The sequence below is a fragment of the Treponema paraluiscuniculi Cuniculi A genome (genome assembly GCF_000217655.1).
In the GTDB taxonomy this organism is placed as follows: domain Bacteria; phylum Spirochaetota; class Spirochaetia; order Treponematales; family Treponemataceae; genus Treponema; species Treponema pallidum.
The window spans coordinates 1,020,005-1,034,435 of sequence record NC_015714.1 but is presented as its reverse complement, the minus strand read 5'-3'; the positions used below and the strand labels follow the sequence as shown (position 1 = coordinate 1,034,435).

Below are 14,431 nucleotides of genomic sequence, written 5' to 3'. Positions count from 1 at the left end.
ACCGGCTAAGCTCAGCGCTGTGCGCTGTACAAGAGGTGTTTGATCTTCTCGTACAAAGTCATGTTCAACATGCCAGGTAAGCGCGCCTGGATGCGCTTGACGTCTGCAGCGAACTCGGTACGCCATTCCTGTATTTCCTGCGGGGTAAGACGGACGATGGAGACCCCGGCTTTCTGTATATTGTTGCTGCATTCGCGATCAAGTGTCTCAAGGTTATTAGCTAGGCGCTGTCTTACGCGTGTAGCTGCCTGGAGCATAGCGTCGTGGTAGCGCGATGGGATTCGCGCCCATGACCCGTCTGAGATGAGCATACCGATTACCGCAGGACAAATCTTAGTGTCGAGCGCGTACGAAATGTACCGGTAAAAACCGGTTGCCCAGGTGAACAAATGCACTGAAAGAAAACCGTCGATGCTACCTGCTTTCAGTAACGGTGCAAAGCGCTCGTTCGGTGCATCTTTGATGTCAAAACCGCATATTCTAAGACAGGTACCGAGGACCGAGCTGTCTAGGCTGGAAAGGGCGATAGTCTGTTTTTTTAATTGTCCTAACGATGCGTACGGCGCGCGTGTGTAAAAAGAAAGCCAACCGGCGTTCGTCCACGTGATGACGCGAAAACCTGCTGCGCGGAAGGGTCTGTCTAAATCTTCGCGCAGCTCATGCAGAACTCGTTCTAAATCTTTCTCATTTTGAATGAGAAAGGGGACCGAGAGCGTATAGATACCGGAATCTGGCGCGAGTTCGCTCAGACCTAAACAACTGAAAACAGCTCCATCAAGAGGAGCTGCCTGACCAGGACGACTGGATTTTAATTTTCTAATTCCCTCTCGTTCTCCTCCGAGCGAACTCATGTTATAAAACTTCATGGACACCAGACCGCCAGTAATTTCACTCCATTCTGCTGAAAGCTTTTTCAGCTCCGTTTCCCAGATGGAGCGTGCAGGGGCAATGGAAGCGATCTTCAACACCACTTTTTCTTTTGCATAGAGGCCAAAACAGGTGAGTACCGAGCAGACACTCATGAAAAAGTACGTTCGCATACAGACATTCCTTTTGCAGAAAGTAATTTTTTACACAAGAACGCGCGTCCTGTGCAGGGAGACTACCTGCACCACGAATTCTGCTTATTCTCAATCCAAGAAAAAATCCTGCACGTGCGCCTTTAACCAACGTGCACGCTTTTGAGAAAGGATCACCAGTAGTTTATTATGCGGCACCGACTCAGGGTCAATGGCAAGAGCGCGATCGAGTGCCTCGTCAAAACCTGCACGATTGTTAAGGGGTATGCACAGCGCATCAGCGTATGTGATGTGGTGATCAGGGTCGTGCGCGCTGCAGTACCGCGTAAGGTGTTCGAACGCGGTATGTGCCTTCTCCATCCCCCCACCGAAAGACTTTGGTGCTGCGGCGTAAAACTTGGTCAGTACGTTCCAGACTGCTCCTTCCTGATACGAAGGCCACAGATCGCAGGCTCTCTCAAGCATCATCACCGCCGCATGCACGGTGTCTGGGAGCGCGCTTCCCAGAGGGGTAAGGGCGAACGCCGCCACGTACCCCGTACCTACCCAGTAAAGGGTGCCCACATCCACACGCGTACAGCGAGAAAGTACCTTGTGCAACCGTTGCTCATCCCCGGAGAATACCTCACGGGTGAAGCCCGGATATGCGGTTTCTAGCGAGGAGAGCGCATAGCGCGCGCCACGCAAATACAGTTTCCTCGCGCGCGAATAGGCTTCGTTCTGCGCCTCAAACTCGTCTTCTGGCAAATACTGAGCAGGGGTCTGGACAAAAGCATTAGCGTACATGATATAGAGCCTGCCGACAGCGAGGGACAGTCCTCGGTGCGCGGGATTCTGCAGATGCAGCGCTTCGTACACCTTGAGCACCAGTGGGAGGGACTGGGCGACTAAATCAAGATCATCTTCCTCGGTGAAAACGCGCGTAAAATCGGCGTCCGAAAGGTGCGCGTCCAGTTCCCCCTCAGGAAAGGGAGCGAGCGTGTGGGAGAGAGAGGAAAAGGCGAGCCTTTTCAGTGAGCAGCCTGCACAAAGAAGACAGGACGCGAACGCAAAGCAGCATACGCGCACCGAGGGGTGTTTCATTTCTTTTCCATGCTCAGGGGCGAGGCAGTGCTCAGCTGGCGTCTCCACTCGCACAGAAACTGCTCGTACGCGGCTATGGTAGCGTCCAGACCGATTTGACGGGGGTTCCCACGCCCATCCTGATTATTCCCATCCATGAGATAAAGAGTTTCCAGAACCGCCTCGATATCCGAGACGCTGCACGTCGGATCGCGCTGGCGACGGTGCTCGAGCGCGCTCAATTCTTCCTCAAAAACTTCACGATATTTGAGCTCTTCCCAGGACTCCCCGCACGCCATCGGCGGAAGCATAAGCTGATTTTCCCTCTCAGGTCAAGGGCATGGCTCTTGTGGGGGAGCTCCAGGAAAGTTCCTCTGCGATTTAAATAAAAAGGTAAAAGAAAGACGCCGAGAATTCAGCGACGCGCGGGTGTCGGCAGCGTGCGGTACAGGGGGTCGGTGTGCGGTATGGCACTCTTTTTAAGGTGAGTGTGCTCTTAGGTGCGCTCTTTGTATCTTGTGTTAGTACTGGATCGAACAGCGCTCGGGAGAGCGAGCGGGCACAGCTTTTAAAAAGCGAAAATCCTAATATCCGTTTTGCAGCTCAGCTCAGTGGGTTGTTGGAAAAGCAGCGGTGGGAAGAGGCGTTGCAGCTGTTCGATACGTTGAGCCCTGAGCATCGTGCCGAAAAGCGTATCCAATACCTGTATCTTTCTACGCTCATTTCCGCAGGGAAATTGACGCACGCGCAGGAGCTTGCAGAAAAGCTTGGGCAGGACGGTCCTACGGCTTCTGAAACGGTGCAACTGTGGTACGCACACGCAATGATAGCGCAGGCGAAACGAGATGTGCGCAAGAAGAAACAGTACGTAGAAAAGATTCTTGCGCAGGATCCGCACGATCTGTGGGCACTGACTGAACGCGGTTACGATTTTTTAAGTGTTAATGATTATGCCCAGGCGGTGCAGGCTTTCTCGCGCGCGCTGCGCGTGGAGCCGCGTGCGCAGGACGCGCGGGTAGGTTTGGGGAAGGTGTACTATCTGCAGGGAAAGATGCAAGAGGCAGAGGCACAGTACCGACAGGTACTGCAGGATACGCCTGAACATGAGCGCGCGCTTGCAGAATGTGCGCGGGTGAAAGCGGAAACGAACCGAGTGCTCGAAGCTATTAGGGATCTGGAACGTGTGGTGCAGCTTGATCCGCACGATCCTGCATATTGGACAGATCTCGGCACGTATTTGTCCCAGGCGGGGAAAAAGGAGCGTGCGGCAGCGGCGTTCGAGCGCGCAGTGGCGCTTTCTGCTGATGCGTATTTTGCCCACATTTATCTGGGGGGAATTTACGACGAGCTCGGGCGAGCGGAGAAAGCGATTGAGCACTATCAGCGCGCGGTGCAGCTGTATCCGAAATACCATTTTTCTTTCGAAAGCTTAGGAGTGCTATTTTGGGAGCAGCAGCGGTGGGAAGAGGCGCGTGAGGCTTTTGCAACTGCGCTTACCTACGCCCCAACGAATATCTCGTATGCGCTCATGACGGCGCTGTGTTTGTGTCAGATGGGTCAGGCACACAAGGCGCAGCACTTTATGCGGACGTTTATTCGGACCGTAGATAGAACGCGACGGGAAGTGGAGTATTTTTTGTGTCGCTTGTTTGTCGATTTGAGTGGGGAACAGGATATGGCTTCCCGTATATCTAAAATTAAGTCGGTGCCCCAGCGTATAAGGTACTCGTTTTACCTTGCCTTTTTTTACGAACTCGGGGGGCGGCATCTGCTTGCCGAGAAACATTACGGTGAAGTAGAATCGGCGCGTGCTCCTTCTTCCTTTGAGCACCGACTTGCGGTGAGTGCTCTTGGGCGTTTACGAAGGAGGTCATCGTCGCTGCGTACGAATCCCTAGGCCGTTTTGGGCGCCACCGTGTGTGGGAGGGACATTCGGCGAGGTGCGACTAGTTGATGGCGTGAGTCTCGGGTAAAGGTTACCTTTAAAAGTGGTTATGGATCACCAGCTGACGTGTCTTGAGTTCGGGTCTCGCCGTGTGGTGCTTATGGGGGTAGCCTGTACTTCTCAGGAAGCCGTTGAGTGCGTGCGTCGCACGATTCGTGCGAGGCGTCCGCAGTGTGTGTGTGTGGAAGTGGACGATGCGCGTGCGCAGGACCTCTTGGGGATGCGCCAGTGGCAGGAATATGACCTTGCGCGAGTTTTGCGTGAAGGGAAAGGCTTCTTTCTCCTCAGTACTCTAGCCCTGTCTGCGTTTCAGAAACGTCTGAGTTCCGGTACTGGCGTAAGACTTGGGGATGAAGTGAAAGCGGCAATTGAGGTGGCAGCGGAGCTTTCTGCCCAGGTAGCGTATATCGATCGGTCTATTGAGGTGACGCTCAGACGTGCCTGGCGCGTGTTAAATCCCTGGGGCCGAGCAAAGCTGCTGGCAGTGTTGCTGAGTGTGGCGTTTACCGGGGAACAGTTGAGTGAGCAGCGCGTTGCGGTACTGTGTGCGCACGGCGCGATGGATGGGTTAATGCAAGAGATTGTCTCGTTCCTACCAGCGGTAAAGGGGGTATTGGTGGACGAGCGGAACCAATATCTGGCTTCCAAAATTTGGGCGGCGGACAGCCAAGTGGTAATGGCAGTAGTCAGCGCAGGGAGCGTGGCGGGTGTGCAACGGTGTTTGTATGAGTTTGCGTGCGGAGCACGCACGGCTGAAGTGGCGAATCTAGAAACGGTGGGTAGTTCTCCGCATGCGGGGCAGCTGTTAGGTTGGCTGTTTCCGTTGCTGCTGGTGGGGGTAGTGGTGACATGCTTTTTTGCTGGCGGCGTAGGCGCATCGCGCGATGCACTGATGCAGTGGCTGTGGTGGAGCGGGAGTATGACAGCACTGGGGGCGTTGTGTGCACTCGGACATCCGCTCAGCATAGTGGTGGGTTTTGTGGGGGCGCCAATTGCAGTACTCACGCCGATGATCGGGGTGGGTTTGTTTACGGGTTTTGCGCAGGCATGGGTGTGCCGGCCGCAAGTGGCGGATATGGAGCGCCTGGCAGACGATATTGTTACGTTCCGTGGCTGGTATCGCAATAAGTTTGCGCATGTACTGTTAGTGGTGGTGCTTTCAAGCATAGGGGCAATGATTGGCAGTTTAATTTCAGTGCCGATGCTGCTGATGAATCTGTTTCGCTAAGTGACGGTAAGGACGTGCTGCAGCACGTGTAAAGTGATGGAGCGGTCACGGGCAAACGGAGCGGGCGTGTAAGCGGCGGCGTTGCTATGCTTGTTTCTGTGCGGGTGTGTGATGAAAAAATGGTGTGGGTTGGCATTTAGTATTTTCTTCTCGTTTTTCTTGCGTGCGCAGGATCTTACTTTCCAAGAAGTCTTCGAAGTGGCGGCGTGTAACGATGATGTCTCTCTTCTGAATAAAATGCACAAGCGTACTGTGCGTGATAATCAGTTTGATGAGCAACTCACTGACCGAGTGCATCTGCGTTATCCTGCCTCGGTGTATTATCCAGCGCATCAGGGTACGTATCCGCTTGTCATGCTTTCGCACGGATGGAATAGCACGCAAGATTATCAGCGTGCGTTAGCGCGCTTTCTGGCTGCACAGGGATTTGTCACGGTGGTGTTTACGTCGCGAGCTCAGCGGCGGCCACCCGATTTTTTGAGTACGTTTGATAGTGTCTATGCGCTTATGCAGCGCGTAAATGAGCAGGAGGGCTCTCCTCTGTATCGAAAGGTTGATTTTACGCGTGTAGGGGTGTTGGGACACTCGATGGGTGGTACAGCTGCCCTGCACTATGCAAATCGGTACCCTGAGCGTATTCGAACGGTAGTTGCGTTGCATCCCTTTAACGGGGGCGCTGATATGGTGAACATGGTTGGGGGAAAAAACGAGCAACTGGGAACTGATTTGCGCTCGGTACGTGCTGCGGTGCTGATTCTGACGGGAACAAAGGATATGTTGGCATATCCTGAACGGTCGTATGAGTTCTTTCAGTGTTTACCACAGGATGTGCCTGCGTGCTTTTTGTCGCTAAAAGGTATGGGACATGGGGCGGGGACGGATAAATATTTTGAAGTGTGGGGATTTACGTACAACAAAACGCTGAGTGTGGAATCGTTCGCGTTGTACCGTCGCCTGATATCAGCCTGGTTTCGCCTTTTTTTGCGGGAAGAAGAGGGATATCGCGCCTTATTTAATGAACATGGGAGACCGTTCCGGAATTTAAAGCCTCACTTATCGCAAGAAACGGGGCGCGCACACTCCTATCCCTTTTTCTGTGAGCAAAACATTTCGAATTAAAGGTGCTGACGCGGCTCCTCCCGAGGAGCCGGTTCCCCCTACAAGAAGGGGATCTTGACGCCTCCGGTACCTTTGGTACAGAGTGGACCCTCGTGTTCTTAGCAGGGGGAGGAGAAATCGGTGAAGCGGACCTATCAACCAAGCAGGCGGAAACGCGTGCGGAAATTTGGCTTTCGCGCGCGCATGGCAACGCGTGGTGGGCGCGCGATACTCCGGCGTCGTCGTGCGAAGGGACGACGCAAGCTCACCGTTTCTGACGAGAAAAAACCTTACTAGGCCTTGTGGCTGCCTCACGCGTTTCTTCGCGTTGTTCCACCGTCCGCGTTACGTTTGATGCCTGCGAACGGTTGCGCGGTTCCTGCCGGGTGCGTGCAGTGTTCAAACAGGGACGTAGGTTTTGCTACGGGCGCGCGTGTCTTTTTGTGTTGCCAAACGGGTGTACGTGTAGTCGGTTCCTTGCTACATTTCGGCGCGGCTATGGAAAAGCCGTCGCGCGCAATCGCGCACGACGGCTTTCGAAAGAGGCGTACCGTGCGCTCAAAAGTTCTCTCGTTCCAGGTTTTGATTTGGTCCTCTTGGTTTCCGTTGTGGAAGACAGCCTTGCGGCGTATCAGCGGCTGCTGTGCGTGTTGTGCGATCGCGCGCGTCTGTTCTCTGAATTTACCGCTGAAAGGCAGGAATAGGCCGTGAGTGTGCGTCGTTTGTGTGCATGGGTATTTAGTGGATTGTTGCTCGCGCTGATCCGTTTTTACCAGCGCGCTCTTTCCCCTCACCTTTTGCCTTCGTGCCGTTATTATCCGAGTTGCTCGCAGTATGCCTATGAGAGCGTGCGAGTACATGGATGTGTATGGGGTCTTTTTCTTACTGTAAAGAGAATTGTACGTTGTCATCCTTTTGCTCGAGGTGGTTACGACCCAGTACCAACAAAGGACGTACTCCCATTGCAAACAGACGCGCAGGAGTGTTCGTGATGAAAAAAAATATGTTTATTGCAGTCGTATTGTCGGTGTTAGTGCTTGTGGGAGCTTCGTTCCTTCAGGAACTTTTGTATCCGTCTGCATCCTCCTCGCACTCTGCTGCGAAACACACCCTGTCGGCCGTACCTGAGGAGACGCGCATTCAAAGTGCTCACGGGGGTGCAGCAGATACGCAAGAGACCACGCAGCCTGCTGCGCATCCTTCCGGCCAGGTGCTGGTGTTCCCCGAATCAGAAACTGAAGAGCGTGTAGAGCGCACGTATGTGGTACGCACCCCGCTAGTGCAAGTGACGTTTACCAATCGTGGTGGAGATATTCTTTCGTATCAGTTGCGTGAGCACTATGCGGCGCAACGACGTGAGTACGTAGAAATGGTGGAACAGGCACGTCCAGACCATCGAGCTTTCTCGCTCGCGCTGGGGGACGAGTATGCTCCGAATGTGAATGCACTTTTCCAAGTAAAGCAGGAGATAGACGCGCGTGGCGTGCATTCCATAGGTTTTTACCGCAGTGTTGCCACGCAGCATGCTGACGGTACACGGACTCCTTTCGTGCTGGCGAAGCGATACGTATTCTATCCTGATAATTACATGTTTGAGTTGCACGTTTCCCTGAGTGCAGATGTTCTAGAGGAGCGGGAAGACAGCCAGCAAGGGGCGAAGGTGCGCGCGGTGGCGGAGACGAATGCTGGCCCAGCGACTACTGTTCTTGCGCGGGCGAATGGCTTTGACTTTGGGGCAGCAAGTTATACCCTGCGCACACCGCCTGAGATCGGGCCTGAGCGGAATGCGGCGGACAAGTATGAGTTTCGCACCTTCATGGTAGGTGCTGGTGGCAAGGCGAAAACGTATGCTCTGAAAGGAGATGGACGTGAACAGGTAGATACGCCTGTCTCTTGGGCGAGTGTCTCGGGTAAGTACTTTGCGCTCATCGTTTTGCCCAATGATGCGGACAGTCTGAAAAGACTAGTGCTATCGGCTCCCCAAGCTGAAACAGCTGTGCAGCATCACATCGCGTTTGTGCGCCGCGCTGTTGCGCAGCCTGCGGTTGCAGATGTTTATCGTGTGTACATCGGCCCGTGCGCAGAGCAGTATTTGAGTGCGTACAACGTTTCCTCTCGAAATCCCTATGGGCTTGAGCGCACGTATATCGATGCGGTGGCAGTAAGCGGTGGTATTCTCTATCCGCTTGAGGTGCTCCTTAAGTGGCTCCTGCGTTTGTTTTACACCCTCATTCCTAATTGGGGCGTGGCAATTATTTTGGTGACGATTGCAATAAAGGTGCTCTTTTTCCCGCTGACGAAAAGGAGCTTTATCGCTATGCAAAAGATGCAAGAACTGCAGCCACACATGCAGCGTATTCAAGAGCGGTACAAAGGGAATACGCAGAAGATACATGAGGAAATGGCGAAACTCTACCGGGAAGCGCAGTACAATCCGCTTTCAGGCTGTCTCCCAACGCTTGTACAGATGCCTATTATTTTTGCGATGTATCGGTTATTCAATAACTACTTCGAGTTCCGTGGTGCGATGTTTATCCCGTATTGGATTCCTGATCTTTCGTTGGCAGACAGCGTGTGGACACTGCCGTTCGCATTGCCGGTGACACAGTGGACTCAAATGCGTATGCTGCCAGTTTTGTATGTAGTCTCTCAAATTATGTTTAGTAAGTTGACGCAGGTACCGCACACAGAGCAGCAAAAAACATCCATGACGATTATGACCTATGTGATGCCGTTGTTCTTTTTCTTTTTCTTTTATGATGCGCCCTCGGGTCTTCTAGTGTATTGGACGGCAATGAACGGAGTGACGCTTGTACAGCAGTTGGTGATGAAGCGTACGGCTAACAAGAATAAAACCTGATGCAGGAGTCGGTGTATGGTGTATGAGTTTGAAGGCAAGACAGAACAGGACGCCATTGCGCGTGCCGCTGCAGAGCTGGGATTGGGAGCAGATCAGTTTGATGTGGAGATACTGGAGATACAAAAATCCTCTCTTTTCAAGAAGGGTTTTGCGCGTATTCGTGTGCATGTAGCGGCGGTCACCGCCTCGCCGGGTCATGCGACGCATGCGCAGTACGATCCGGTTTCTGTGTTGAGTGAGCAGCAGTTTGCAGATCTTGGGGCGCAGCTGCGTGCTTTTTTATCTCATGTATTCCACGCAATGGGCTACGCGGTGACAATCGATGCCTTCGTACGGGAGTCAGATCGGGTGGTGGTTAGATTGCACTCAAGCCATTCTGCAATTTTGATTGGAAAGAAGGGGAAGAACCTCGATGCGTTGCAACTATTAGCGAATGTATTTTTTACCAAAATTGGTGCTAAAGGGGTGAAGGTTGTGCTTGACTGTGAGAATTACCGCATCCGACGGGAAGAAATGCTCATCCGCATGGCATATGCTACTGCAGATCAGGTAAGTGCGAGCAAGCGATCGGTGTTGCTGGAGCCAATGAATCCCTATGAGCGGAGGCTTATTCATACAACGCTGCATGGGATCAGTGGGGTAGAAACCAGAAGTGAGGGGGAAGGGCTTTACAAGCAGGTGCGGGTGTGTCACACCGGGGGTGCGATATGAATACGCAGGTGTGGCGCGTCTGTGTGGGGGTGATGTTGTTCTGCTTCGTTGGCAGGATCGGGTGTGCGGAGGAAAAAATGGTACGCGAGGAAGGGTTGGCGGTCGCTGACGGTATGTATGCGGTAATGGAAACAAATCGGGGAACGATTATTCTCTCGCTTTTTTTTGAAAAGGCGCCGCTTACGGTGTGTAATTTTGTGGGGTTAGCAGAGGGAACGTTGGCGGTGTGCAAGGGTCGTCCTTTTTATCAGGGGTTAACGTTTCACCGTGTTATCAAAGATTTTATGATCCAGGGGGGAGACCCGCAGGGAAATGGGACGGGAGGTCCTGGCTATCAATTCCCCGATGAATGTGATCCTGCGTTGCGACACGACGGCCCAGGAGTGTTGTCAATGGCAAATGCAGGACCAGGAACGAACGGTTCGCAGTTTTTTATTACCCACGTGGCTACGCCGTGGTTGGATGGAAAGCATACCGTGTTTGGCAAAGTCGTTGAGGGTATGGAAGTGGTGCACGCAATTATAGCGGGAGATACGATTCGCTCACTCAAAATAGTGCGCCGTGGTGCGGCAGCGAAGCGTTTTGTCTGCGATCAGGCGCAGTTCGACCAGCTACGAAAGCGGGTATCCGCAGCGTCCAAGTAATGGGCACACCGTTTGTATGTTCTCCTCTCTGCTGTACTCCTGTGTCACTGGGGAGGCGCTGCGCAGGGTGTGTGTATGGCAACGAGGTGCCGTGCTTCGTGGAGGAAGGGAACATGGAGGGGGAAGACAGAGCAAGACTGTGGGAGGAAATCACGCGTTTCCTGTTCGATGAGTTTTCTCTTCCCTTTGTACGCGAGTATTACGCCGCCAGGGCGCAGTTTGTTCAGGAGCATATATACCGTTGGGTGGTTGAGGGGACACAGAGCGCGAAAGGTGATTGCGTCATACGTGTAGGGAGTGAGGTCGTGCGCGTCCGCGTGCACGATACGAAGGTGGGGGAGCGCCAGACGCGCGCAGGCATTTTCAAGGAATGCTATGCGTTTCTCACGCCGCTCGATGAGCGTCAGTTCTGTTTCTGGTGCATACAACGCGAGTGCGCAGGCAAGCGGGATCCCTGGCAAGCCCGCGCCAGATCCGATGTCGGCGATAGCGCGCGCGTTGGTGAAATGTGGCCAGGCGCTGAGGCTGTCTAATAGGTGGTGTGTGATAAGTTCCTCTGTGTGTGTTACATGCACCAGGTGTGCGCACGTGTTAAAGAGAATAAGTTCTTCCAAATACTGTTTCAGGAGAGCGCAAAGAGCAGGTGCGGTGCGCGCGTCCGTTAGGTGTGCTACGCCTTCTGCAAGGAGCGCGTGTTGGCTCGGAGTCACCATGACGGGGTCAGCCTACCCGCGGGAAGGATATTTTTCTATCGGTTTGGGCGCAAATACAACAGGATAAGCAGGACACTGTCTTGAATGTTTGGGATTGTTCACGCCAGCATCCATATTTACAGGTGCTCGATTTGTTTGCTAGCATGGACCTATGGAGCGGTCTTTTACATTGGCACCTTCACTATTAAGTGCAGATTTCTCTGCGCTCGATAGGGCGCTGGTGTATTTGGAAGCGCACGGCGCACAGTGGGTGCACCTGGATGTTATGGATGGGCACTTTGTGCCAAACCTGACGTTTGGTGCTCCGGTGCTGCGTTGTTTGCGTAGCAAAACGCACCTGCCGTTTGATGTTCACCTGATGGTCAGTAGGCCTGCCGACCTCATTGAGGATTTTGTGCAGGCGGGCGCGGACTTCTTAACTTTTCACATAGAGGCGGAGGTGCATGCACACCGGCTTATCCATGCCATTCGTGGTCGGGGAGTGAAGGTGGGTATTAGCCTCGTGCCGTCTACTCCTGTTGCTGCGCTCAGTGAAGTGCTGCCCTTCGTGGACCTAGTGCTGGTAATGACGGTTAATCCTGGTTTTAGCGGACAGCAGATGATTGCCCATTGCCTTTCTAAAGTGTCAGCACTTGTGCAGATGCGCACCGAACGGGGGTATTCGTACATGATCTCGGTTGATGGGGGCATCGACTGTCGCACGTTGCCGCAGGCGCTTGACGCTGGTGCGGATGTGATAGTGTCAGGCTCTGCTTTTTTTTCCGGTACCTTGAGGTCTCTTCTCTGCAAGGACAGTTCAGGGGCGTAAGGTGTCCAGGTGTAAGGAGACCCTGTCGCTCGTAGGGTACTAGAGCGCTTGTTTTTCTGCGGGGATACTGCTTCTTGCTATGCATAGGGGTTAGTTTTTGCTGCGTGGTGCTTGCACGCGACAGTGGTTGTTCGTGCAAGTTATGGTAATGTTTGTAAAGCAGAGCACTTATGGCGTTGTCAGTACTGGATCGAGCGAAGAGGAAGTTTGCGCAGGAAAAGTATGGCGAGGTGATCAAACTGCTTGAGCCTTGCGTGTTGGATTATCACGAATCCTTTGTCTTTCATTTATACCTGGGGCTTGCGTGTTTGCATGAGGGAATAGTAACCGGTGCGGTTTCGTATTTGGGTCGCGCGCGGCAGATTAAGATGTCGCATCCGACGCTGTTGTGTGCGGAGGCAGCGCTGGCACTCAAGCGGCGTGATACGAACCGTGCGGTTGAACGTTATATCGCGGTGCTCGATGCGGATCCCAAACATCGGCTTGCTCAGAAGGGTCTGAACGTGCTGAAAGCGCACCATACGCCTGAGTCGCTTGCTGGTTTTATTCAAAGTGGAAAGGTTAAGGCTTTGTATCCACGCCCTGGGGTTGCCGAATATCGGCGCCGATCTGTAGTGTGCGCGGTAGGGGTGGGATGCCTGTGTACCCTGTTAGTCGGCGCGTTGGGTGTAGCAGGATTGCGTGTGTGGCACTCAGGTTTGTGGAGGGGGACTGCGCGGACTTCGCGTGCAGACGTATCGTTTTTAACGCTCACGAAGGAGGAGTACGCACGGCCGCTTGAAGGCAGCGGTTCATACCGGTATACGCTGAGTAAGCAGGATGTTTTGCAGTCGTACGCCAATGCGCAAAAATACTTTCAGACGTTCAAGGACAATGCAGCACAGGTGGAAATAAATAAGCTGCTTGCCTCCAATGCGTCGCATTCGATTAAACGCCGGGCACGTATGCTCATGGACTATTTTGCGCTTCCGACCTTTGATACGTTTCCCGACGAAGATAATTATCCATATGTGCAGGTGCGTGAGCAAAAGGGGCTATACCTGGATTGCTGGGTGGTGTGGCAAGGGATGGCGGCGAACGTCAAACGGACGGAGCGGAGTGTGAGTTTTAATCTGCTTGTTGGGTATGACCGACTGACAAAGCTTGAGGGGATTGTGCCGGTATTTTGTAATTTTGTGGTTTCCGTAGACCCGCAAAAACCAATTCGGGTGCTGGGGAAGGTGCAGATGCGGGGGGATATCCTGTATTTAAAGGCGCGGAGTGTTTTTCAGAGTGTACACTCCCAGTCTGGCACGGTATCAGGGGATAGGCAGGGGGCTGCGGCGGTACTTAAGGCGGGTTAGTGTTGTGGTCGATATTGGCGCTATTGTTTTGCTACGATGGAGGCTGCTATGGCGTATGAGGATCCCGCGCTGAGTGCGTATCGACAGGTGGATGTGAAGACGGCGAGTCAGGGTGAGCTTATTTTGCTGTTGTACGACGAAGGGATTAAGCAGTTGGGGTGTGCGATTGAGCTTATGGACGTGCAAAAGATTCCCGCCTCTGATATTGAGCGGGTGCACCGTCATATTTTGAAAGCGCAAGAGATAATTACGGAGCTTTCCGTGTCGTTGGACATGGAAGCAGGGGAGAAGATAGCGCAGAACTTGCTTTCTATTTACGCGTATTTCAACCAGCAGCTGTTTCACGCGAATATCCAGAAGCGGGCTGATGAATTGGTGACCGTGCGCGATATGATGAGGCAGTTGCGCGAGGCGTGGTTTCAAATTGTCAGGAGTCCTGCATCCTCCGTTACTTCTGCGTCGCCTGCTTCATATAACGTGAACCTTGCGGGGTAGGGTGCATGGACGGTGCGCGGGTATCGGACGAAGAGGTAGCGCGTCGGGTTGCGACTCTCAAGCGCTTGAAGGCACTGCTGCAGGAGCAGCGGGAAAAGTTTGCGCAGTATTTGGTGGTGTTGCAGCAGCAACAGGTAGCCATTGAGGCGCAGGACGCAGAGACGGTGTTGCGTCATGTGGAACTTGAAGAAGCGTTGCTTGGAGATGTTCAGCGTGTGCAAAAGGCGTTGGCTCCGATGGAACAGCTGTGTCTGCAGCAGGCGTCTGGTGTGCAGGAGCTTGCGCAGTTACGGTGTGATCTGTCTCGAGTACAGGAGCAGGTATATGCGCAGAATGAAAAAAACCGAGCCCTCCTCCGTGCGCAGGTCAGCGATTTGCGCCAGCAGCTCGATGAATTTCGTGCGGCGCGTGGGCTGGTGAGCTATGAGGACGGGGAGGACTCAGGGACGGTAATTGATCTGAGTTTATAAACGCTTTTGCCAGACCATCTCAGGGAAGGAGGTGC

The 14,431-nt window shown here is 53.4% G+C and carries 18 protein-coding genes; 14 read left to right on the top strand and 4 right to left on the bottom strand.

What is annotated here, in order from left to right:
- Positions 1 to 11 precede the first annotated feature (11 nt).
- The 3 genes from dctP to TPCCA_RS05690 all read right to left on the bottom strand — a co-directional run bounded on the left by dctP (position 12) and on the right by TPCCA_RS05690 (position 2,323).
- Positions 12 to 1,040, bottom strand: coding sequence for a TRAP transporter substrate-binding protein DctP (dctP, locus tag TPCCA_RS04690; protein WP_013945519.1), 1,029 nt, complete (start codon positions 1,038 to 1,040; stop codon positions 12 to 14).
- Between the two features lie 90 nt (positions 1,041 to 1,130).
- Positions 1,131 to 2,102: a TRAP transporter TatT component family protein gene (locus TPCCA_RS04685; protein WP_049774988.1), complete on the bottom strand. Its 972-nt coding sequence runs from the start codon at positions 2,100 to 2,102 to the stop codon at positions 1,131 to 1,133.
- On the bottom strand, positions 2,099 to 2,323 hold the full coding sequence (locus tag TPCCA_RS05690) for a hypothetical protein (protein WP_235214131.1): 225 nt from the start codon (positions 2,321 to 2,323) through the stop codon (positions 2,099 to 2,101). The genes TPCCA_RS04685 and TPCCA_RS05690 overlap by 4 nt, the downstream gene beginning before the upstream one ends.
- Between TPCCA_RS05690 and TPCCA_RS05570 the strand changes: the two genes are divergently transcribed.
- From TPCCA_RS05570 to TPCCA_RS04635, 10 genes are all read left to right on the top strand, one after another.
- A complete protein-coding gene (locus TPCCA_RS05570; RefSeq protein WP_245522222.1) occupies positions 2,219 to 2,470 on the top strand; it encodes a hypothetical protein in 252 nt (83 codons plus the stop codon). The two genes, TPCCA_RS05690 and TPCCA_RS05570, sit on opposite strands and share 105 nt — an antisense overlap.
- Positions 2,471 to 2,541: 71 nt before the next feature.
- On the top strand, positions 2,542 to 3,978 hold the full coding sequence (locus TPCCA_RS04675) for a tetratricopeptide repeat protein (protein WP_013945516.1): 1,437 nt from the start codon (positions 2,542 to 2,544) through the stop codon (positions 3,976 to 3,978).
- A gap of 97 nt (positions 3,979 to 4,075) precedes the next feature.
- Positions 4,076 to 5,254, top strand: a complete 1,179-nt coding sequence (locus TPCCA_RS04670) for a TraB/GumN family protein (protein WP_013945515.1) — start codon at positions 4,076 to 4,078, stop codon at positions 5,252 to 5,254.
- A gap of 81 nt (positions 5,255 to 5,335) precedes the next feature.
- Entirely contained in the window at positions 5,336 to 6,373 is a 1,038-nt protein-coding gene (locus tag TPCCA_RS04665) for a dienelactone hydrolase family protein (protein WP_013945514.1), read from the top strand.
- Positions 6,374 to 6,493: 120 nt separating this feature from the next.
- On the top strand, positions 6,494 to 6,649 hold the full coding sequence (rpmH, locus tag TPCCA_RS05425) for a 50S ribosomal protein L34 (protein ID WP_010882395.1): 156 nt from the start codon (positions 6,494 to 6,496) through the stop codon (positions 6,647 to 6,649).
- Positions 6,650 to 6,654: 5 nt separating this feature from the next.
- Positions 6,655 to 7,056 (top strand): ribonuclease P protein component, encoded by a 402-nt coding sequence (gene rnpA, locus TPCCA_RS04655; RefSeq protein ID WP_013945513.1) that lies wholly within the window; start codon positions 6,655 to 6,657, stop codon positions 7,054 to 7,056.
- An 18-nt stretch (positions 7,057 to 7,074) separates the two neighbouring features.
- Positions 7,075 to 7,344, top strand: a complete 270-nt coding sequence (gene yidD / locus TPCCA_RS04650) for a membrane protein insertion efficiency factor YidD (protein ID WP_275450013.1) — start codon at positions 7,075 to 7,077, stop codon at positions 7,342 to 7,344.
- A complete protein-coding gene (gene yidC / locus TPCCA_RS04645; RefSeq protein WP_013945511.1) occupies positions 7,344 to 9,212 on the top strand; it encodes a membrane protein insertase YidC in 1,869 nt (622 codons plus the stop codon). The genes yidD and yidC overlap by 1 nt, the downstream gene beginning before the upstream one ends.
- 15 nt (positions 9,213 to 9,227) lie before the next feature.
- Positions 9,228 to 9,923 carry an RNA-binding cell elongation regulator Jag/EloR gene (jag, locus tag TPCCA_RS04640; RefSeq protein WP_013945510.1) on the top strand — a complete coding sequence of 232 codons (696 nt, stop codon included), beginning with the start codon at positions 9,228 to 9,230 and terminating at the stop codon, positions 9,921 to 9,923.
- Entirely contained in the window at positions 9,920 to 10,567 is a 648-nt protein-coding gene (locus tag TPCCA_RS04635; protein WP_013945509.1) for a peptidylprolyl isomerase, read from the top strand. The genes jag and TPCCA_RS04635 overlap by 4 nt, the downstream gene beginning before the upstream one ends.
- A gap of 44 nt (positions 10,568 to 10,611) precedes the next feature.
- On the opposite strand, the gene rsmG is transcribed toward TPCCA_RS04635, so the two are convergent.
- Positions 10,612 to 11,280, bottom strand: a complete 669-nt coding sequence (rsmG, locus tag TPCCA_RS04630; protein ID WP_013945508.1) for a 16S rRNA (guanine(527)-N(7))-methyltransferase RsmG — start codon at positions 11,278 to 11,280, stop codon at positions 10,612 to 10,614.
- A 151-nt stretch (positions 11,281 to 11,431) separates the two neighbouring features.
- Here rsmG and rpe point away from each other — a divergent pair, with 151 nt between their 5' ends.
- The 4 genes from rpe to TPCCA_RS04610 all read left to right on the top strand — a co-directional run bounded on the left by rpe (position 11,432) and on the right by TPCCA_RS04610 (position 14,396).
- The gene (gene rpe / locus TPCCA_RS04625; RefSeq protein WP_010882388.1) at positions 11,432 to 12,088 is read left to right on the top strand and encodes a ribulose-phosphate 3-epimerase; all 657 of its coding nucleotides are present in this window, start codon (positions 11,432 to 11,434) and stop codon (positions 12,086 to 12,088) included.
- Positions 12,089 to 12,258: 170 nt separating this feature from the next.
- Positions 12,259 to 13,431, top strand: a complete 1,173-nt coding sequence (locus tag TPCCA_RS04620; RefSeq protein WP_013945507.1) for a hypothetical protein — start codon at positions 12,259 to 12,261, stop codon at positions 13,429 to 13,431.
- 48 nt (positions 13,432 to 13,479) lie between these two features.
- Positions 13,480 to 13,926 carry a flagellar export chaperone FliS gene (fliS, locus tag TPCCA_RS04615; RefSeq protein ID WP_010882386.1) on the top strand — a complete coding sequence of 149 codons (447 nt, stop codon included), beginning with the start codon at positions 13,480 to 13,482 and terminating at the stop codon, positions 13,924 to 13,926.
- 5 nt (positions 13,927 to 13,931) lie between these two features.
- A complete protein-coding gene (locus tag TPCCA_RS04610) occupies positions 13,932 to 14,396 on the top strand; it encodes a hypothetical protein (protein WP_010882385.1) in 465 nt (154 codons plus the stop codon).
- Positions 14,397 to 14,431 lie beyond the last annotated feature (35 nt).